The organism is Candidatus Palauibacter irciniicola (assembly GCF_965208695.1).
GTDB lineage: Bacteria > Gemmatimonadota > Gemmatimonadetes > Palauibacterales > Palauibacteraceae > Palauibacter > Palauibacter irciniicola.
Genome location: NZ_OZ242352.1, coordinates 3,253,727 through 3,272,954, shown reverse-complemented (window position 1 = coordinate 3,272,954; position 19,228 = coordinate 3,253,727). Strand labels below are relative to the sequence as shown.

The window sequence follows — 19,228 nt, the reverse complement described above, 5'->3', positions numbered from 1 at the left end:
GCCGGTGCTGCCCGACGATCTGTTCGGTCCCGGCTCCCCGCTGCGGGTCATCGGCCACCGGGGGGCGGCGGCGTTCGCCCCGGAGAACACGCTCCCTTCCTTCGAGCACGCGGTGCGCGTGGGGGCCGACGCGGTGGAACTCGACCTGCACCGGAGCGCGGACGGCCGCCTCATGGTCATCCACGATCCGAGCCTCCCCCGCACCACCGACGGGACGGGGGATGTCGAAGCGCTGACGCGGGACGAACTGCGCGCCTTCGACGCCGGGTACCGCTTCACGACGGACCACGGGAAGACCTTTCCCTTCCGGGGCACGGGTGTCGGCATCCCCACCCTCGAGGCGGTGCTCGAGGCGGTGGGCGACTTGCCCGTGATCGCGGAGATCAAGTCGGAGGCGGCGGGGCACGAACTGGGCGCGTGGCTGCAGCGGAGCGGGAATCGCGCGGACCGGGAGCGGATCCTGGTCGGCGGCTTCGAGCGCGAGGAAGTGGAGCCCGCCAGCCGGCACGCCCGCTGGCACTGCGCCTACCAGGACGAACTCCGGACATACGTACTTCTCGGCAAGGTCGGCCTCGGCCGCCGGTTCGCCCCCGCCGGCTGCGCGGCCGCCATGCTGCCCGAGCGGCAGGGCGCGCTGCGCATCGTCACGCCGCGCTTCGTCCGCCGCGCTCACGCCGACGGCATGGGCGTCTTCGTGTGGACCGTGAACCACCCCGATGACATGCGGCGGCTCCTCGACTGGGGCGTGGACGGGCTCGTGAGCGACGCCCCGGGGCGGGCCCGCCGGATCCTGGACGAACGGGACGTGCGGGGAGGCGCGGGAGAACATGCCGCAGCCTGAGACGCGGTCCCGGACGATCCTCCATGTGGACATGGACGCGTTCTATGCCGCGGTCGAGGTGCGCGAAGACCCGTCGCTGCGCGGCAAGCCGGTCATCATCGGATCCGCCCCGCGCAAGGGCCGCGGCCGGGGCGTCGTCTCGACGGCGAACTACGAGGCCCGGCGCTACGGGATCCACTCCGCGATGCCGATCTCGCAGGCGTGGCGCCGCTGCCCCGACGGCGTCTACGTGCGCCCCCGCATCGCCTTCTACGCGGAGATCTCCGGGCGAATCTTCGACATCTTCCGCTCCTTCACCGACCAGGTGGAGACGCTCTCGCTGGACGAGGCCTTCCTCGACGTGACGGCGAGCCGGCGGCTGTTCGGCACGGGACCGGAGATCGCGACCCGCATCCGGCAGCGGATCGCCGAGGAGGAGCGGCTCACGGCCTCCGTCGGCGTCGCCTCGAACAAGTACGTGGCGAAGGTCGCGAGCGACCTCAGGAAGCCGGACGCGCTCGTCGTCGTGCCGCCGGGGACCGAACGCGAGTTCCTGGCTCCGCTCTCCGTGTCCCGTCTCTGGGGGGCGGGCCCGAAGGTGCAGGCCCGGCTGGCCCAACTCGGCTTCAGGACGATCGGGGACGTGGCGCGCAACAAGCCCGAGTTCCTCGAGGCGTCCCTGGGCCGCAAGCTGGGGCGGCGTCTGCACGAACTCGCGAACGGCCTCGACGTGCGGAGGGTCGACCCCAGGCCGGGGAGGAAGTCGCTCGGCAAGGAGGTGACCTTCCCGCAGGATGTCGAGGATCGCGCCCGCGTGGAGCGGACCCTGCTCGCCCTCTGCGAAGGGGTCGGGCGGTCGCTGCGCAGGAAGGGGATCGCGGGGCGCACGGTCCAGTTGAAGCTGCGCTGGGACGGCTTCGAGACGCATACGCGCCAGCGGACGCTCGAGCGGCCGGCGGACATGACCGAAGCCATCTGGCCCGTCGCGCGGGAGCTGTTCCGGGAGGCCGACGATCCCCGCCGCCTCGTCCGGCTCATTGGGGTCAGCCTTTCCGGCTTCGACCATCCGGAAGACGAGCAGCTCGGGCTCCTCGGCGACGAAGACCCGGCCGCCACCGACGGGGAGGGCCGGCGCGAGCTGGCGAAGACGATGGACGCCGTGGCGGACCGCTTCGGCCGGGACGCGCTGAAGCGGGCCGCCCTTCTCGATTCCAACGTGCGAGGCACATAACCATGCAGGTATTTCCGATTCCGCCGGCCTCCGGGCGCGGCATCCTCTGGTTCTTCATCATCATCATCGTCGTCCTCATCGGCGTGACGCTCATGCTGGGCTGGGCGGCCTGGTCCACGAGGAACAGCCGCGCCGAGGTGTCGCCGGCGGGCCTGAAGCTGGTGGGAGACCTCTGGGGGCGGACGATTCCGCTCGACCGGCTCGAACTCGACGAAGCCCGGATCGTGGATCTGCGCGGCGAACCCGACCTCGTCCCTCGCCGGCGCACGATGGGGACGGCGCTCGGAAACTACTCCGCGGGCTGGTTCCGGCTCCGCAGCGGAGAGAAGGCGCTCCTCTACCTCACGGATCGTCGTCGGGTGGTGTACATTCCCACGCTCGACGGGTACTCGCTCCTCGTCAGCCAGAGCGAGCCTCGACGCTTTCTGGACGCGTTGCACGAGACGGCCGGAGGCGCGGACGGCCACACGGCCGGCGACACCACCGAAGGAGAGTGACGGCGGATGCTCCCGACACGGGATGAGGCGCTCGCGATCGTCCACGAATACACCGAGAGTCCCGGGCTCCGGCGCCACATGCTGGCGGTGGAGGCGGCCATGCGCGCCTACGCGCGGAAGTACGGCGAGGACGAGGACCGCTGGGGCGTGGCGGGGCTGCTGCACGACTTCGACTACGAGCGCTGGCCCAACCCCGACCACGCGCCCGACGCGGAGCATCCGTCGACCGGGGTCGCCATCCTCCGCCAGAAGGGGGTGGACGAGGACATCCTCGAGACGATCATGGCCCACGCGGACTACACGGACGTCGAAGCGACGACGCGGATGTCGAAGACGCTCCGGGCCGTGGACGAACTCACCGGCTTCATTACCGCCTGCGCGCTGGTGCGGCCGACGCGGCTCGCCGGCATGAAGACCCGGTCGGTGAGAAAGAAGATGAAGGACAAGGCGTTCGCCGCCGCGATCAGCCGCGACGAAATGCTGGAGAATTGCGCCGAACTGGGCGAAGACATGGGCGAGCACATCGCCTTCGTCATCGCCGCGATGCAGCTCGCGGCGGAAGATCTCGGCCTGAACGGCCCGGGGGGAGCATGACCACGACGACGATCATCATGATGGTCCTCATCCTCGGATTCGTCTGGGGAGGACTCGCCGTCCTCGCATCGATCGCCTGGCGCAAGGAAGGCGCCAAGCGGGGCGGAGAGAGCTAGCCGCCCGTAATGGGGGGAAGGCGCCGCGGGGGACGGATCCTCCTGGTGACGCTGGCCGCGCTGGGGGCCGCTTCGTGTTTCCTCCCCATCCCCCGCGCGATGCGCCCGCCCGAGCCGCTCGTCGCCGACTCGGCGGCCGCGAACGCCGCGCAACGGGATTCGATCGCGGCGGCCGAGCGGGAAGCCGCGCGCCGGGACTCGGTCGCGAGGGCGCAGCGAGAGGCGGCGCGGCAGGACTCGATCGCGAGGGCGCTGCGGGAGGCCGCGCGACGCGACTCGATCGCGCGGGCCGAGCGGGCCGCGGCCGCGCGGCGGGACTCCATTCTCGCAGCCGAGCGGGCCGCCGCGCTCCGGGATTCGCTGGAGGCGGCCCGGCGCGACTCGCTGATCGCCGCCGCCCGGCGCGACTCGCTGGCCAGCATCGAGTTGGCCCGGGCCGCGGGCGAAGCGGAGTTGGCGGAACTCCGGGCATCGGGACCCGTATACGTCGCCGTCGATGAGGCGGCCCGCCTCGTGTGGGACACCGATGCCGAGGCCGCGCTCGCGACGACCCTGCTGCCGGTGATCCGCCGCGAGGGACTGGACGCGGACATCGCGGCCTCCATCTGGCTCCTCGTGCGGACCGATGGAAGGGTCGAGGCGACCGCGATCCAGGTCTCATCCGGCGACCAGGCCTTCGACGCGGCGGCCATGCGCGCGGCTCGAGGCCTGCTCTTCGCCCCCGCTCTCCGCGACGGTCGCCCGGCACCCGTCTGGGTCCTGCGGGAGATCTCGCTTCTCATGCGGTAGCCGCCATCTTCTCTCCACCTCCGGCGGCTGCGCCGCCGGGGGCTGCGATCCGCCGTCCGACCGAATAGCTTGCGCGCCCGATGCCACGCCGCGACGACATCTCCTCGATTCTTCTCATAGGCTCCGGCCCGATCGTGATCGGCCAGGCCTGCGAGTTCGACTACTCCGGGACGCAGGCCTGCCGGGCGCTCCGCGAGGAGGGATATCGAGTCATCCTCGTGAACTCGAATCCCGCCACGATCATGACGGACCCGGACATCGCCGACGCGACCTACATCGAGCCGCTCACGGCCGACTGGGTCGCGCGGGTCATCGAGGCGGAGAAGCCCGACGCGCTCATCCCGACCATGGGCGGCCAGACGGCGCTCAACGTCGCGCTCGAACTGGCCGAACGCGGCGTGCTCGACGAACACGGCGTGGAGTTGATCGGCGCCGACGTGCGGGCGATTCAGCTCGCCGAGGACCGGGAGCAGTTCGCCGAAGCCATGCAGCGCATCGGGCTCGAACTGCCCGCGGGAGGCTTCGCCCGCTCGCTCGACGAGGCGCTAACGCTGGTCGAGGACACCGGATTCCCCGCCATCATCCGGCCGTCCTTCACCCTCGGCGGCACCGGCGGCAGCACCGCCTACAACCGCGAGGAGTTCGAGGACCTCGTCCGCTCCGGCATCCGCTCGTCGCCGATCGGAGAGGTGCTCATCGACCGCAGCATCATCGGCTGGAAGGAGTTCGAACTCGAGGTGATGCGGGACCGGGCGGACAACGTCGTCATCGTCTGCTCGATCGAGAACTTCGACGCCATGGGCGTGCACACGGGCGACTCGATCACCGTCGCGCCGGCGCTCACGCTCTCGGACCGCGAGTACCAGGCCATGCGGGACGCGGCCATCGCGTGCATCCGGGAGATCGGCGTGGACGCGGGCGGCTGCAACATCCAGTTCGCCGTGCACCCGACGACGGGCCAGATGCTCGTCATCGAGATGAACCCGCGCGTGTCCCGGAGTTCGGCGCTCGCGTCGAAGGCGACCGGCTTCCCCATCGCGCGCATCGGCGCCAAGCTCGCGGTCGGCTACCGCCTCGACGAGATCCCGAACGCGATCACGCAGGTGACGCCTTCCTGCTTCGAGCCGGTGCTCGACTACATGGTCGTCAAGATCCCGCGCTTCGCGTTCGAGAAGTTCCCCAAGGCGGACGCGACGCTCGGCGTGCAGATGAAGGCCGTGGGCGAGGTGATGGCGATCGGCCGCACGTTCCAGCAGGCGTGGCTGAAGGGCTTCCGCGCGCTCGAGAACGGGCGGTCGGGGTGGCTTCCCTCGCCGGACCCGGACGCGGACCGCCTCGAGGACGACAGCCGTCGACACGGTACGGGCCGCGATCCGCACCGCGACGCCGGAACGCCCCTTCCAGCTTTACCGCGCCTTCCAGGCGGGCCTCTCCGTGGCCGAGATCAACCGGATCACGGGAATCGACCCCTGGTTCCTCTCGCAGCTCGAGGAACTCGTGCGCGAGGGCCAGGCCTTCGCGGCGGCCGCGGAGGTCACGGCCGAGGACGTCGAACGGCTGAAGCGCATCGGCTTCGGCGACGCGGAGCTGGGACAGTTGCGCGGCATTTCGGAGGCGAAGGTGCGCGAGGTGCGCCAGGCCGCGGGACTCCGGCCCGTCTACAAGACGGTCGACACCTGCGCGGGCGAGTTCCCCGCCGCCACGCCCTACCTCTACTCGACCTACGAGGACGAGAACGAATCCGAGCGCTCGGACCGGCGGAAGATCATCATCCTCGGCAGCGGGCCGAACCGCATCGGCCAGGGCATCGAGTTCGACTACTGCTGCGTCTCCGCCTCGCTCGCGCTGCGCGACGAAGGGTTCGAGACGATCATGATCAACTCGAATCCCGAGACCGTCTCCACCGACTTCGACATCTCGAACAAGCTCTACTTCGAGCCGCTCACGGTCGAGGACGTGCTCGCGATCGTGGAGCAGGAGAAGCCGGAGGGCGTCATCGTCCAGTTCGGGGGGCAGACGCCGCTGACGATCGCGCGCAAGCTCGAGCAGCTCGGCGTCCCCATCCTCGGGACGAGCGTGGAGTCGATCGACCGCACCGAGGACCGCCGCCGCTTCGACGAACTCTGCCGTGAACTCGGGGTTCCGATGCCGCCGGGCGGGACCGCGACGAGCATCGAAGAGGCACTGGAGATCGCGGAGGACATCGGGTATCCCGTGCTCGTCCGGCCCAGCTACGTGCTCGGCGGCCGCGCCATGGAGATCGTCTACGATCCGGTCTCGCTGCGGGAATACTTCGCGCGCGCGGTGCAGGCCTCTCCGGAACATCCCGTGCTCCTGGACCGGTTCCTCGAGGACGCCTTCGAGGCGGATGTCGACGCCGTGTGCGACGGGGAGACGGTCCTGATCGGCGGGATCATGCAGCACATCGAGGATGCCGGCGTGCACTCCGGCGACTCCGCCTGCGTCCTGCCGCCCTACCTCCTGCGCGACGTCGACATGGAGGCCATGCGCCGCTTCACGCGGGACTTCGCGCTCGCGCTGGGCGTCCGCGGCCTCATCAACGTGCAGTTCGCCGTGCACGAGAAGACGGTCTACGTGCTCGAGGTGAATCCGCGCGCGAGCCGCACGGTGCCGTTCGTCAGCAAGGCGACCGGGGTGCCGCTGGCGCGCGTGGCCGCGCGGGTGCTGGCCGGCGTGAAGCTCGCGGACCTCGGACTCGGCGACGAACTCGTCCCGCACCAGGTCTCCGTGAAGGAAGCGGTGCTCCCCTTCGACAAGATCCCGGACGCGGACACCGTGCTCGGGCCGGAGATGCGGTCCACGGGCGAGGTCATGGGATACGCGGACAGCTTCGGGCTCGCGTTCGCGAAGTCGCAGATCTCCGCCTACCAGGGGCTGCCGACGGAGGGGGCCGTCGCGATCACGGTACACGACCAGGACAAGCCGAACATGGTCCCGATCGCGCGCCGCTTCCACGAACTGGGCTTCACGATCTTCGCGACGGAGGGGACGGCCAGGTATCTGCGCGGCCGCGGCGTGCCGTGCGAGCGCATCCTCAAGGTGCACGAGGGGCGTCCGAACCTCCTCGACCGCATCGTCTCGGGCGACGTCCGACTGCTCCTGAACACGCCGCTCGGCAAGCACGCCCAGTACGACGACTACATGATTCGCCGCGCCGCCGTCGCCCGCCGCGTGCCCTACACGACGACCCTCTCCGCGGCATCCGCGGCCGCCGACGCGATCATCGCCCTCCGCCACCGCCGGCACACGGTCCACAGTCTCCAGGCGCGGGAGGTCGTCGAAGCGGAGGAGGACCGGCTCACGAGGACCGCCGGCTCCGTCTGACATCCCACTTTCCGACGCGGGCCGTCCGCACTTATGCTACGTGGTTATTGCCTTTCGGTCCCTTTTTCCGGGTGCGTCAATGGGTAAGATGAGTCGACGAACGCTGGCGGCGACGCTGGTCGCCCTGCTCAGCGCCCCCGCCGCCACGGCGGTCGCGCAGGGCCTCTCCGACGATGAACTGGCGCCGCTCGTGGCCCGCGTGGAAGCGGGCGTGCTCGAGCGCGCCAAGCTGGCCCAGGTCATGGTCGACAAGATCTTCTCCTTCTCCGAACTGGGGCAGCAGGAGATCGAGACCTCGGCCTACATCACCGGGATCCTGGAGGACAACGGCTTCACGGTCGAGTACGCGCCGTCGGGCATCCCGACCGCCTGGTTCGCGCGCTGGGGCAGCGGGTCGCCGGTCATCTCCTTCGGGTCCGACATCGATGGCATCCCGAAGGCCAACCAGAAGCCCGGCGTCGCCTATCACGACCCCCTGATTCCGGGCGCGCCCGGCCACGGCGAAGGCCACAACTCCGGGCAGGCCGTGAACGTGGTGGCCGCGCTCGCGCTGAAGGACGTCATGGAGGCGGAGGGCATCGAGGGCACGCTCGTGCTCTGGCCCGGCGTCGCCGAGGAGCAGTTGGGCTCCAAGGCCTGGTACGTGCGGGACGGCTATCTCGAGGACATCGACGTCACGCTCTTCACACACGTGAGCAGCAACCTGTCGGTGAACTGGGGCCAGGGGAGCGGCACCGGGCTCGTCTCCGTGGAGTTCACCTTCGAGGGCGAGGCCGCCCACGGCGCGGGCGCGCCATGGCGGGGCCGCAGCGCGCTCGACGCGGTCGAGCTGATGAACGTGGCCTGGAACTTCCGGCGCGAGCACCTGCGGCCCGACCAGCGCTCCCACTACGTGATCAGCGACGGCGGCGACCAGCCGAACGTCGTGCCGCCGAGCGCGTCGGTCTGGTACTTCATCCGCGAGATGGACTACGAGGACATCAAGCGCAACTTCGACACGGCCATCCGCATCGCGGAAGGCGCGGCGCTGATGACGGACACCGAGATGTCGTACCGGATCATCGGCGCCGCCTGGCCCCGCCACTTCAACAAGGTCGTGGCCGAAACGATGTACGAGCACATCGAGGACGTCGGGCTTCCGGAGTGGACCGACGACGACCACGACTTTGCGAGCGCGGTGCAGGAATCGGTGGGGAGCGTCCCGTCGGGGATGCCGATCGCCCTCTCACCCCTGGGTGAGCCGGGGCCGCGCCGGAGCGGCGGATCCGACGACATCGGCGACATCTCGTGGAACGTGCCCACGGTGACCCTGCGCTTCCCGTCGAATGTGCCGGGACTGCCGGGTCACCACTGGTCGAGCGCCATGGCGATGGCCACCCCGATCGCGCACAAGGGCGCGGTCGCCGGCGCGCGCGTCATGGCCCGCACCGCACTCCAGCTCTTCGCCCAGCCCGAACTGGTCGACGAGGCCTGGACCTACTTCCGGGAGGAACAGACCGCGGGCGTGGAGTACGTTCCCTTCATCGGCCCGGACGACCCGCCCCCGATCGATCTCAACCGGGAGATCATGGACACGTTCCGTCCGCTCCTGAAGCAGTACTACTATGACGAGACGCGCTTCGACACGTATCTTGATCAACTGGGTATCAAGTATCCTACGCTGTCGCGGCCGGCTTCCGAGGATGACCGGCAGGATTCCCGGGGATCGAACTGAGCGAACCGAGGACTTTCAGAACCGGAGTTTTCCGATGATCGACGCGAGCCGCAGACTTCTCTCGACAGCCGCCGCCATGCTGTTCGTGGTGACGCTTGCCGGCGCGGGCGGCCCTCCGGAGGCCGTCACGGAGCCTCCGGCCGACGCAACGCCCACCGTAGCGGCCGACGACGAGCCGACCGAGGTGGGCTGGCGCCTCCTGGCCAGCCTCGACTACCGCACCGGCGAACCGAGCGAGGAGTTGGCGGCGCTCGCGGGCAAGCTCGTCAAGATCCCCGGGTTCACGGTGCCGCTCGAAGACTGGGCGTCCTCGGCCACGGAATTCCTCCTCGTGCCCTACGTCGGCGCCTGCATCCACACGCCGCCGCCCCCGCCCAACCAGCTCGTCTACATCGAGATGGATGAGGGCAAGCGGGCGAAGCTGGACGGGTGGAATCCGGTGTGGGTCGAGGGCGTGCTCGAGATCGAGCTGACGGAGAGCGTGTACGGCTACGTCGGCTTCACCCTCTCCGGCCAGCAGGTCTATCCGTACGGTCCCTGATCCGCGCTGAGCGGCCGCCGGCTGAATTGACCGGATGAGCCTTGCCATCGACGTCCGGGGTCTGCGCTTCCGCTACGGCCGCGGCCCGTGGGTGCTGGACATCGGCGAACTGTCCCTCGAGCGGGGGGCGCGCGCGTTCCTCTTCGGTCCGAGCGGGAGCGGCAAGACCACCCTGCTCGGCGTGCTGGCGGGGGTCCTGGAGGCGACGGAAGGCGAGGTCCGGGTGCTCGGCGAAGACCTCGCGTCGCTCTCGGGCGCCCAGCGGGACGCCTTCCGGGCGGAGCACATCGGCTACGTCTTCCAGATGTTCAACCTCATCCCCTACCTCTCGGTACTCGACAACATCGCGCTCCCCGCGCGTATGAGCGCGGGACGCCGGGCCCGGCTGGACGGCGCGGGCGTGAAGGAGACCGCCGCGCTGCTGGCCGATCATCTCCACATCGGCGACCTGCTGAAGAAGCCGGTGACGGAACTCTCGGTGGGCCAGCAGCAGCGGGTCGCCGCCTGCCGGGCGCTCATCGGGTCGCCCGAGATCATCGTCGCCGATGAACCCACTTCCTCCCTGGATTTCGACCGCCGGGAGGCCTTCCTCCGGCTGCTCTTCCAGGAGTGCGAGCGCGCCGGCTCCACGCTGGTGTTCGTGAGCCACGACCGCACCCTGGAGGGCATGTTCTCCCGCACCATCTCGCTCCCCGACGTCAACAAGGCGGTGCTCTGATGCTCGTCCTGGACCTCGCCCTCAAGTCGCTCCGCAACCGCGCCTTCAGCACCTCGCTCACGGTGGGTTCCATCGCCCTCAGCTTCGCCCTCCTGATCGGCGTCGAGAACGTGCGCGTGGGCATGCGCGAGAGCTTTTCCAACACGATCAGCCAGACGGATCTGATCGTGGGCACCAAGGGCGGCACGATCCAGTTGCTGCTGTATTCGGTGTTCGGCATGGGAGCGCCGACGGAAAACGTCTCGTGGGAGGCCTACAGGGAGTGGGCGGAGCACCCCGCGGTCGAGTGGACGATCCCCTACAGCCTCGGGGACAGCCACCGGGGATTCCGGGTCGTCGGCACGAACGAGGACTTCTATCGGCACTACCGCTACCGCGGAGGTCAGGAAATCGCGCTGGCGGAGGGACGGCCGAACGCGGACCTGTTCGACGTGACGCTGGGCGCGGACGTGGCGGCCGAGTTGAACTACGCGCTCGGCGACGAGGTTTCGGTGACGCACGGGCTCGGCGAACTGGGCTTCATCACCCACGACCACATGCCCTTCACGGTCGTGGGCATCCTCGACAAGACGTTCACGCCCGTCGACCGCGCCATCTACGTGACCCTCGAGGGCATGGAGGCCATCCACTGGGAGGACGGTGCGCCCCCGGCGTCGGATGACGAGCACGACCACGCTCACGACGAGGAGGCCGAGGCGGCCCACGACGAAGACGACCACGCCCACGACGAGGACGACGACGACGGCCACGACGAAGACGACCACGCCCACGACGACGAGGCCGAAGCGGCCCCCGCGGACGATGGCCACGCGCACGACCAGGAGGTGGAGGCGGCCGCCGCGGACGACGGTCATGCTCACGCGGAGGACATCTCGATCGAGGACGTCGAAATCTCGCAGGTGACGTCGTTCTTCGTGGGCACGACCGACCGCCGGGACGTGCTCCAGTTGCAGCGCGACATCAACGACTTCGAGGACGAGCCGATGATGGCCGTGCTCCCCGGAGTCGCCCTGAACGAGATGTGGCAGGGCCTGGGCTACGCCGAGACCGGCCTCCGACTGGTGGCCATCTTCGTCGTTCTCGTGGGGCTGCTGGGGATGCTGGTCTCACTCTACACGTCGCTCAACGAGCGGCGGCGGGAGATGGCAATCCTGCGCGCCGTCGGAGCCGGACCGAACCGGATCCTCGCCCTTCTCGTGCTCGAGTCCGTGTGCCTGGCCGGGGCGGGGGCGCTCGCCGGACTCGCGCTGGTGTATGGGCTGCTCGCGGCCGGGCAGTCGATTGTCGAGGCGCAGGTGGGGCTCTTCATCCCGATCCGGCCGCCCGGCCCCATCGAACTGCTCCTCCTCGGCGCCGTGGTGACGGCCGGATTCCTGATGGGCTTCGTGCCCGCGTTCAAGGCCTACCGCACCGCCCTCCACGACGGGCTGGCCGTGCGGGTCTAGCCGCCCGCCAGGGGCCATGGACGATTCATCGACAGGGCCGGGCGCCGTCATCGCCCGGATCGGCATCGTCTCGGTTTCGGACCGCGCCGCCCGGGGCGAGTACGAGGACCGGGGCGGTCCGGCCGTCGAAGCGTATCTGCGTGACGTCCTCACCTCGCCCTGGGAGGCGGCCGCCCGCGTCATCCCGGACGAGAAGGAGCTGATCCAGGCGACGCTCGTCGAGCTGGTCGACGCGGTCGGGTGTTGCCTGGTCATCGCCACCGGGGGCACCGGTCCCGCCCCGCGCGACGTCACGCCGGAGGCGACCGCCGCGGTCCTGGAGAAGGAGCTCGTCGGCTTCGGCGAAGCCATGCGCGCGGTTTCCCGGCCCCACGTGCCGACCGCGATCCTCTCGCGCCAGACCGCGGGAGTGCGCGGTTCGGCGCTGATCATCACCCTCCCGGGGTCGCCCAAAGCCGTAGCCGAATGTCTGGACGCGGTCTTCGCGGCGGTGCCCGACTGCGTCGACCTCATCGGCGGGCCCCGCCTGGAAACCGATCCGGACAGGGTGAAGGCGCATCGCCCGCACTGACTCTCGTGCTGCGCCCCTGTGTTGCATATTTATTCACCGTCTTGTATATTTTCCCGCCTCTTGAACGATTGCCTCCACCTGCCATTTCAGGATCGACGCATGAATAAGCGCCCGACGAAGAAGGTGAAGCGGGTCGCCCTGGCGTACTCCGGCGGCCTCGACACATCGGTGATGGTCACCTGGCTGAAGGAGAACTACGACTGCGAAGTGGTCGCGGCCGTGGTGGACGTCGGACAGCGGGAGGACTTCGACGCGATCCGCGAGAAGGCGCTGGCGACGGGGGCCATTGCGTGCCGCGTCGTCGACCTGCGCGAGCGGTTCCTCACCGAGTGTGCGTTCCCGGCGCTCAAGGCAGGGGCCGTGTACGAGGGACGCTACCTGCTCGGGACGTCGCTCGCCCGGCCCGTGATCGCGGCCGCCCAGGTCGAGGTCGCGCGCGAGTTCGACTGCGACGCCGTCGCGCACGGCTGCACCGGGAAGGGCAACGACCAGGTCCGTTTCGAACTCGCCTACCAGGCGCTCGCGCCGGACCTGACCGTCATCGCCCCGTGGCGGGAGTGGGAGATCACGTCGCGCGAGGACGCCTTCGAGTATGCCGCGGAGCGCGACATCCCGGTACCGGGGAGCCCCCGGAAGCTTTACAGCATCGACCGGAACCTGTGGCACACCTCGTTTGAGGGCGGCATCCTCGAGGATCCGACCGCCGCGACGCCGGACGAGTTGCGCGAACTGACGGTGGACCCGGCCGCGGCGCCGGACACGCCGGAGGACGTCACGATCTCGTTCGAGCGCGGCGTGCCGGTGGCACTCAACGGCGAAGCGCTCGACCCGGTGGCGCTCGTTCAGCGGCTGAACGAGACGGCCGGGGCCCACGGCGTGGGGCGCGTCGACCTCGTGGAAAACCGGCTCGTCGGAATGAAGAGCCGCGGGGTCTACGAGACGCCGGCCGGGACCGTCCTGCTCGCCGCGCTCGCGGACCTCGAGGCGCTCACGCTCGACCGGGACACGGCAGGCTTCAAGCGCGGGATCGCCGACCGGTATGGCGAACTCGTCTACCAGGGGCTCTGGTTCTCGCCGCTGCGGGCCGCCTTCGACGCGTTCCTCCACGAGGCGCACGCCATGTCGACGGGAGACGTGACCGTGCGGCTGTTCAAGGGTTCCGCGATGCCCGTGGCGCGCACGTCCCGCTTCTCGCTGTACCGGGAAGATCTTGCCACGTTCGAGGAGGACTCGGTCTACGACCAGGCCGACGCGGGCGGGTTCGTCCGCCTGTGGGGCCTCCCCTCGAGTCTCGCCGCGCGGGTGCGGGCGCGAGCGGCCGGCGACGGGCAGGACTGGGCCGCGACCGCCTCCGTCGAGACCGTCCGCAGTTCGTCGAAGCCCATGCAGCGGCCGGGGCGGGCGGTGGCATCCGGCTCGGGTTGAACCGTCCGATGCCGCACGCCGGGTTCTGATGCCGGATGACATGCTGTGGGGCGGTCGCTTCGAGGGGTCCGTCCATCCGGCGATTCAAGAGTTCACGAACTCGCTGCCGTTCGACCGCCGGCTGGTCCGGCACGACCTTCTCGCGAGCCTCGCGCACGCCCGCATGCTGCGCGAGACGGAGGTCCTCTCCCGGGGCGACAGCGATCTGATCCTGTCCGGCCTGTCGGAGATCCTGCGAGAGGTGGAGGCCGGGGAACTCGAGGTCGCGGGCCCGGACGAGGACGTGCACACATGGATCGAACGCACGCTCGTCGAGCGCGTGGGCGACGCCGGAAAGCGGCTCCACGCCGCGCGGAGCCGGAACGACCAGACGGCGATCGCGCTGCGGCTGTACGTGCGCGAGCGCCTCGAGGACGTCCTCTCCGGCGTCGCCGGGCTGCAGCGCGTGCTGACCGGCCAGGCCGTCTCGTTCCGCGAGACCTTTCTGCCCGGCTACACGCACCTGCAGCGGGGGCAGCCGGTGAGCCTCGCACACCACCTGCTCGCCCACGTGGCCGCGCTCGCCGCGGACGCGCACCGGCTCCGGGCGGCGCACCGGCTGGCGGGCGTGTCGCCGCTCGGCGCCGGGGCGCTCGCCGGCACGTCGTTCCCGATCGATCCGGCCCGCAGCGCCGCCCTGCTCGGGCTCGACCGCACCTTCGCCAACAGCATGCACATCGTCGGCGACCGCGACTACGTGCTCGACGCGGCCTACGCGTGCGCCATGCTGTCGGTGCACCTGTCGCGCTGGGCGGACGAGGTCGTGCTCTGGTCGACGCGGGAGTTCGGGTTCATCGAGCTCGATGACTCCGTGGCGCAGGGCAGCAGCATCATGCCGCAGAAGAAAAACCCCGAGGCGGCCGAGATCCTGCGCGGGAAGTCGGCCCGGGCGATCGGGAACGTGACGGCGCTGCTCGCGCTGATGAAGGGTCTTCCGCTCACCTTCAACAGCGACTTTCAGGAAGACAAGGAACGCCTGTTCGACACGCTCGACACGGCGGATTGGTCCCTCGCGGCGGCGATTGCGGTCGCGCGTGGCGTTAACTACCGGACGGACGCGATGGAGGCCGCGCTCGCGGGCGGGATGCTGACCGCCACCGAGCTCGCCGATCATCTCGTCCGCCGCGGCGTCCCGTTTCGGAGGGCGCACCAGCAGGCGGGAGAGGCGGTACGGATGGCTGAAGAGGGCGGCGTGGAACTGTGGGATCTGGACCTCGAGACGCTGAGGACGTGCTGTCCGTCCGCGGGTGACGACGTGCACGACGTGCTGCGCCCGGATGCCGCCGTCGCCGCGCACGATTCGCCCGGCGGGCCGGCGCCGGGGCGCGTGCTGGAGCAGTTGCAGGAGGTCGACCGCGAGGTAGCGGCGCTTGAAGCCTGGCTCGACAGGCGCACCGATCCGCCCATCCGGCGGGCCCACCTCGAGGAACGGCTGCTCGACGCGGTGCTCGCATGACGCCCGACCGCCGCAGGACCCGCGAACGGGCGATCCTTCACATCATCGGCAGCCGGCCGATCCGGAGCCAGATCGAACTCGTCGCGGCGCTCGCTCGAGAGGGAATCTCGACCACCCAGACGACGCTGTCGCGGGACTTCCAGCGCCTCGGGATCGTGAAGCGGCCCGGCCCCGGCGGACCCCGGTATCAGCGCCCGGGGCGGGACACGACGCCGCCCGACCCCCACCGCATGCTGGCGGCGACGCTCAGCGAGCTGGCGCTGGACATCGGCCCGGGCAACGCGCTGTTCGCCATTCGCACGATGAGCGGCTGCGCGAACGCCGTCGCGATCGCCCTCGACGAGGCGGATCTCGATGGCGTCCTCGCGACGGTGGCCGGAGATGACACGATCCTCGTGCTGTGCCGCGACGCGGAGATCCGGTCCCGACTCGTCGACGAACTGAGGTCGCTCGCCAACCTCTAGTACCCGGCTACCGGGCGCCGCTCGTGATCGCCTGCCCGGGGTAGACGCCGGGCACGATCGCTCCATCCCGGACGACGGCGGTGCCCTCGACCAGCAGGTAGTGGACGCCCTCCGAGGGCGCGGCCGGGTCCGCGTACGTCGCGCGGTCGATGATCGTCTCCGGATCGAACACGACGATGTCCGCGTCCGCGCCGACCTGGACCCTGCCCTTCCGGGCCATCACCGGGGCGAAGCCCTCGACCCGCTGCGCCGGCAGGATCGTCATCTTCGCGAGCGCGTCCATCAGGCTCAGCGCCCCGCGCTCGCGCACGTAGTAGCCGAGCACCCGCGAATAGGTGCCGGCGCCCCGCGGGTGGATCGCCTGGTACAGGTACGGGATCCCGTCGCTCGCCACGATCACGTCGGGCTGCGCGACGATCCACTCGTTCGTCTCCTCGCTCCTCCCGTGGATCACGACCCAGCCGCCCTGCTCCCGGTAGCGCCGGAAGCTTGCGGCGTTCAGCCGCTCCGGCGTCCCCGACCACTGCAGCCGGCCGTATTCGTCGTCGGAGGCGCCCTCCCACGGGTCGAACAGCGCCGATTCGATCCGCGTCGAGCCCGCCGTATAGGGATAGGACTCCGTCGTGATGTCGATCCCGCGCTCGCGCGCCCCGCGGATCATCTCCAGCGTCATGCGCGCCATCTCGTCGGCGCTCGAGTTCATGTGGACGATGTGGAGCGAGGCCCCGGTCGAGAGCGCGTTCGCGATCACCTCCTGGAAGGCCCCCAGCGTGCCGCCCGAGTTCTCGCCCCGGATGTGGACGTAGGCCGGCGCCCCCTGCGCGGCCGCGAGCTGGAAGACGCGGTAGATCTCCGTCCGCGAGGCGCCCGGCGTGTACGTGATGCCGAACCCGATCCCGAGCCCGCCCTCCTCCAGGCCCGACGCGATGAGCCCGTTCAGTTCGAGCATCTGGTCGTCGTCGACGGCCCCGTAGACCGCCTCGAACTCGAAGGGGCTGGGTTCGCCCGGCGGCGTCATCACCGAGTGGCCGACATCGAAGCCCGCGAGCAGCTTCGTGCGCGCGCCCGGGTGGCTCACCGTCGCCCCGAAGTGGATGGGCGCCGTCCCCTCGCGGGAGGCGACCCATTCGGCCACCGGGTACACGCCGATCTCCATCTCGAGGGCGGTCGTCACGCCGTCCAGCGCCTGGAGCTTCGCGCTCACCGTGTCCTGGCCGTGCGCGTGCAGGTCGACGAAGCCGGGCGCGACCACGAGACCGGTGGCGTCGATCGTGTCCCGTCCCGCGACGCCCCCTTCGGCGATGGCCGCGATGCGACCGTCGGCGACCGCGACGTCGCGCACGGCGTCGAGTCGCGTCTCCGGGTCCATGACCCGGCCGCCGAGGATGACGAGGTCCGCGACACCCTCCCCTCCGGCGGCCGCGTCCCCGCTCCCGGGGGAACTCTCGGGCGAAGCGCAGGCCGCGAACGCGAGAGCCGCCAGCCACATGCGGTTGTCGATCTTCATGCGACCACCTTTCCGGGGTTCATGAGGCCCTTGGGGTCGAGCGCCTCCTTGATCGAGCGCATGGCGTCGACCGCGTCTCCGTGCTGGGCCCGCATGTAGGGGACCTTGCCGTAGCCGACCCCGTGCTCGCCGGTGCAGGTGCCGCCGACCGAGATCGCCTGCTCGATCATGCGCGCGTTCACCCGCTTCGCGCGCGCCATCTCCTCCTCATCCTCCGGATCGATGATGAAGAGGACGTGGAAGTTGCCATCTCCGGCGTGGGCGACGATCGGCGCCAGAAGGCCCTCCGCGTCGATGTCCTCGCGGGTCTTGAGGAGGCAGTCGGCGAGCGAGGAGATCGGAACGCAGACATCCGTCGCCCACCCCCGGGCTCCCGGACGCAGGGCGAGCGACGCGTAGTAGGCCTCGTGTCGCGCCGCCCACAGCCGCGACCGATCCTCGGCCCGCGTGGCCCACTCGAAGTCCGTCCCGCCGAGTTCCTTCGCGATGAGGCCCACTTCGGTCGACTGCTCCTCGACGCCGGCGGCCGTCCCGTGGAACTCGAAGAAGAGCGTCGGACGCACGGGGTAGTCGAAGTTGGAGTACCGGTTCACCGCGTCCATCTGCACGTCGTCGAGGAGTTCGACCCGCGCGACCGGCACCCCGCTCTGGATCGTGTAGATCACCGCGTCCACCGCGTCGGCCAGCGTCGGGAAGGAGCACACCGCCGAGGCGATCGCCTCCGGGATGCCGTGCAGCCGGAGCAGGACTTCCGTGATGATGCCGATCGTGCCCTCCGACCCGAGGAAGAGCCGCGTGAGGTCGTAGCCGGCGGAGGACTTTCTCGCGCGCCCGCCCGGTCCGGATCACGGTGCCGTCCGGGAGCACGACGGTGAGGCCGAGCACGTTCTCGCGCATCGTGCCGTAGCGGACCGTGGTCGTCCCGGAAGCCCCGGTGGCGGCCATCCCGCCCAGGCTCGCGTCGGCGCCCGGGTCGATGGGGAAGAAGAGGCCGGTCCCCTTCAGGTGCTGCTCCAGCGCCCTGCGCGTCATCCCCGCCTCGACGCGGCAGTCCATGTCCTCGGGGTTGAGTTCGACGAGGCGCTCGAGGCCGCTCGTCGCGATCGTCACCCCCCCGCGCCGCGCGGCGACATGCCCTTCGAGCGAGGTCCCGGCCCCGAAGCCGATCATCGGGACGTCGTGACGGTGGCAGGCGCGCACGACCGCGGATACCTCGGCCGTGGACTCGGGGAAGACCACCGCGTCGGGCGGTTCGTTCGCGTGGAACGACTCGCCCTCGCCGTGCTGCCGGCGCATCGCCTCGGCCGTCGTGAACCGGTCGCCGAACACCCGTTCGAGTTCGTTCTCGAGCGCCGCGGGGAGCGGGGTCCGCTTCGTCTGCGCGATCGTGCTCATGCCGGACGTTGCCGCCGGGCCCCGCCCCGCGTCAATCGCGGTCTCTTGACCCGTGCGCACGCCGCCCGGACTTTGCGCGCATGGACATGCGTGGAGTGATGCTCTTTCTGCATCTGATCGGGCTGGCGCTGTGGTTCGGCGTCACCTTCTCGCTCGCGATCCTCGGCGTCCGGGCCAACAGGACGGGCGACCGGAACGTGATCGCGTTCATGTATCGCGCCGGCCACCGGCTGCTCAGGGGCCCCGGGCTTCTCGGCATGCTGCTGACCACGATCTCCGGCTTCGGCCTCGCCGGGCTGGGCGGCTACGGCGTCTTCCGGCTCACGCCGCACTGGCAGTTTCAGATGCAGGTGCTGGGGCTCATCGCCTTCGCGCTCGCGGTCGCGGTCCAGATCCCCAACTCGGGACGGCTTGCGCGCGCCGCCGAGGCCTCGGCCAACGCGGGCGAGGCAAGCGGGTCGTTCGTGAAGTTCCGGAAGACGAACGCGATCGTGGCCTCGATCAACGGCGCCCTGATCCTGATCGTCACGCTGCTGGGCGCCATCCGCCCCATGTAGGCGA

16 protein-coding genes and 2 pseudogenes are annotated in these 19,228 nt (G+C 70.2%); 16 read left to right on the top strand and 2 right to left on the bottom strand.

Going from position 1 to position 19,228, the window contains the following annotated elements:
- The first annotated feature begins 4 nt into the window (after positions 1–4).
- From ACOGI9_RS14125 to ACOGI9_RS14055, 15 genes and pseudogenes are all read left to right on the top strand, one after another.
- Positions 5–841 (top strand): glycerophosphodiester phosphodiesterase, encoded by an 837-nt coding sequence (locus tag ACOGI9_RS14125; protein ID WP_419857748.1) that lies wholly within the window; start codon positions 5–7, stop codon positions 839–841.
- Complete coding sequence (gene dinB, locus ACOGI9_RS14120) at positions 828–2,051, top strand: DNA polymerase IV (protein ID WP_419857747.1); 1,224 nt, start codon at positions 828–830, stop codon at positions 2,049–2,051. Before ACOGI9_RS14125 ends, dinB begins: the two co-directional genes overlap by 14 nt.
- A 2-nt stretch (positions 2,052–2,053) precedes the next feature.
- A complete protein-coding gene (locus ACOGI9_RS14115) occupies positions 2,054–2,548 on the top strand; it encodes a PH domain-containing protein (RefSeq protein WP_419857746.1) in 495 nt (164 codons plus the stop codon).
- Positions 2,549–2,554: 6 nt separating this feature from the next.
- Positions 2,555–3,142, top strand: a complete 588-nt coding sequence (locus ACOGI9_RS14110) for an HDIG domain-containing metalloprotein (RefSeq protein WP_419857745.1) — start codon at positions 2,555–2,557, stop codon at positions 3,140–3,142.
- Positions 3,139–3,258, top strand: coding sequence for a methionine/alanine import family NSS transporter small subunit (locus ACOGI9_RS14105; RefSeq protein WP_419857744.1), 120 nt, complete (start codon positions 3,139–3,141; stop codon positions 3,256–3,258). Before ACOGI9_RS14110 ends, ACOGI9_RS14105 begins: the two co-directional genes overlap by 4 nt.
- Positions 3,259–3,267: 9 nt before the next feature.
- A complete protein-coding gene (locus ACOGI9_RS14100) occupies positions 3,268–4,047 on the top strand; it encodes a TonB family protein (RefSeq protein WP_419857743.1) in 780 nt (259 codons plus the stop codon).
- A gap of 80 nt (positions 4,048–4,127) precedes the next feature.
- Positions 4,128–7,392: pseudogene (carB, locus tag ACOGI9_RS14095) on the top strand (carbamoyl-phosphate synthase large subunit).
- 88 nt (positions 7,393–7,480) lie between these two features.
- Entirely contained in the window at positions 7,481–9,106 is a 1,626-nt protein-coding gene (locus ACOGI9_RS14090) for an amidohydrolase (RefSeq protein ID WP_419857742.1), read from the top strand.
- Between the two features lie 34 nt (positions 9,107–9,140).
- Complete coding sequence (locus tag ACOGI9_RS14085) at positions 9,141–9,647, top strand: DUF3299 domain-containing protein (RefSeq protein WP_419857741.1); 507 nt, start codon at positions 9,141–9,143, stop codon at positions 9,645–9,647.
- Positions 9,648–9,681: 34 nt separating this feature from the next.
- Positions 9,682–10,365 (top strand): ABC transporter ATP-binding protein, encoded by a 684-nt coding sequence (locus tag ACOGI9_RS14080; RefSeq protein ID WP_419857740.1) that lies wholly within the window; start codon positions 9,682–9,684, stop codon positions 10,363–10,365.
- Positions 10,365–11,810 (top strand): ABC transporter permease, encoded by a 1,446-nt coding sequence (locus ACOGI9_RS14075; protein ID WP_419857739.1) that lies wholly within the window; start codon positions 10,365–10,367, stop codon positions 11,808–11,810. Before ACOGI9_RS14080 ends, ACOGI9_RS14075 begins: the two co-directional genes overlap by 1 nt.
- Before the next feature lie 16 nt (positions 11,811–11,826).
- On the top strand, positions 11,827–12,381 hold the full coding sequence (mog, locus tag ACOGI9_RS14070; protein WP_419857738.1) for a molybdopterin adenylyltransferase: 555 nt from the start codon (positions 11,827–11,829) through the stop codon (positions 12,379–12,381).
- 99 nt (positions 12,382–12,480) lie between these two features.
- Positions 12,481–13,806 (top strand): argininosuccinate synthase, encoded by a 1,326-nt coding sequence (locus ACOGI9_RS14065; protein ID WP_419857737.1) that lies wholly within the window; start codon positions 12,481–12,483, stop codon positions 13,804–13,806.
- Positions 13,807–13,834: 28 nt separating this feature from the next.
- A complete protein-coding gene (gene argH / locus ACOGI9_RS14060) occupies positions 13,835–15,301 on the top strand; it encodes an argininosuccinate lyase (protein ID WP_419857736.1) in 1,467 nt (488 codons plus the stop codon).
- The gene (locus ACOGI9_RS14055) at positions 15,298–15,765 is read left to right on the top strand and encodes an arginine repressor (RefSeq protein WP_419857735.1); all 468 of its coding nucleotides are present in this window, start codon (positions 15,298–15,300) and stop codon (positions 15,763–15,765) included. The genes argH and ACOGI9_RS14055 overlap by 4 nt, the downstream gene beginning before the upstream one ends.
- 7 nt (positions 15,766–15,772) lie before the next feature.
- Here the strand turns inward: ACOGI9_RS14055 and ACOGI9_RS14050 are convergent, their stop codons facing one another.
- A complete protein-coding gene (locus ACOGI9_RS14050) occupies positions 15,773–17,272 on the bottom strand; it encodes an amidohydrolase family protein (RefSeq protein WP_419857734.1) in 1,500 nt (499 codons plus the stop codon).
- Positions 17,269–18,667, bottom strand: a pseudogene (locus tag ACOGI9_RS14045) (FAD-binding oxidoreductase). Before ACOGI9_RS14045 ends, ACOGI9_RS14050 begins: the two are co-directional and overlap by 4 nt.
- Positions 18,668–18,747: 80 nt before the next feature.
- Between ACOGI9_RS14045 and ACOGI9_RS14040 the strand changes: the two are divergent.
- Entirely contained in the window at positions 18,748–19,224 is a 477-nt protein-coding gene (locus tag ACOGI9_RS14040; RefSeq protein WP_419857733.1) for a DUF2269 family protein, read from the top strand.
- The last annotated feature ends 4 nt before the right edge of the window (positions 19,225–19,228 follow it).

Bases quoted from the DNA above. Each gene is read 5' to 3' on its own strand.
- dinB (WP_419857747.1), top strand. From the start codon at position 828: ATGCCGCAGCCTGAGACGCGGTCCCGGACGATCCTCCATGTGGACATG.
- ACOGI9_RS14115 (WP_419857746.1), top strand. From the start codon at position 2,054: ATGCAGGTATTTCCGATTCCGCCGGCCTCCGGGCGCGGCATCCTCTGG.
- ACOGI9_RS14110 (WP_419857745.1), top strand. From the start codon at position 2,555: ATGCTCCCGACACGGGATGAGGCGCTCGCGATCGTCCACGAATACACC.
- ACOGI9_RS14105 (WP_419857744.1), top strand. From the start codon at position 3,139: ATGACCACGACGACGATCATCATGATGGTCCTCATCCTCGGATTCGTC.
- ACOGI9_RS14100 (WP_419857743.1), top strand. From the start codon at position 3,268: ATGGGGGGAAGGCGCCGCGGGGGACGGATCCTCCTGGTGACGCTGGCC.
- ACOGI9_RS14090 (WP_419857742.1), top strand. From the start codon at position 7,481: ATGAGTCGACGAACGCTGGCGGCGACGCTGGTCGCCCTGCTCAGCGCC.
- ACOGI9_RS14085 (WP_419857741.1), top strand. From the start codon at position 9,141: ATGATCGACGCGAGCCGCAGACTTCTCTCGACAGCCGCCGCCATGCTG.
- ACOGI9_RS14080 (WP_419857740.1), top strand. From the start codon at position 9,682: ATGAGCCTTGCCATCGACGTCCGGGGTCTGCGCTTCCGCTACGGCCGC.
- ACOGI9_RS14075 (WP_419857739.1), top strand. From the start codon at position 10,365: ATGCTCGTCCTGGACCTCGCCCTCAAGTCGCTCCGCAACCGCGCCTTC.
- mog (WP_419857738.1), top strand. From the start codon at position 11,827: ATGGACGATTCATCGACAGGGCCGGGCGCCGTCATCGCCCGGATCGGC.
- ACOGI9_RS14065 (WP_419857737.1), top strand. From the start codon at position 12,481: ATGAATAAGCGCCCGACGAAGAAGGTGAAGCGGGTCGCCCTGGCGTAC.
- argH (WP_419857736.1), top strand. From the start codon at position 13,835: ATGCCGGATGACATGCTGTGGGGCGGTCGCTTCGAGGGGTCCGTCCAT.
- ACOGI9_RS14055 (WP_419857735.1), top strand. From the start codon at position 15,298: ATGACGCCCGACCGCCGCAGGACCCGCGAACGGGCGATCCTTCACATC.
- ACOGI9_RS14050 (WP_419857734.1), bottom strand. From the start codon at position 17,272: ATGAAGATCGACAACCGCATGTGGCTGGCGGCTCTCGCGTTCGCGGCC.
- ACOGI9_RS14040 (WP_419857733.1), top strand. From the start codon at position 18,748: ATGGACATGCGTGGAGTGATGCTCTTTCTGCATCTGATCGGGCTGGCG.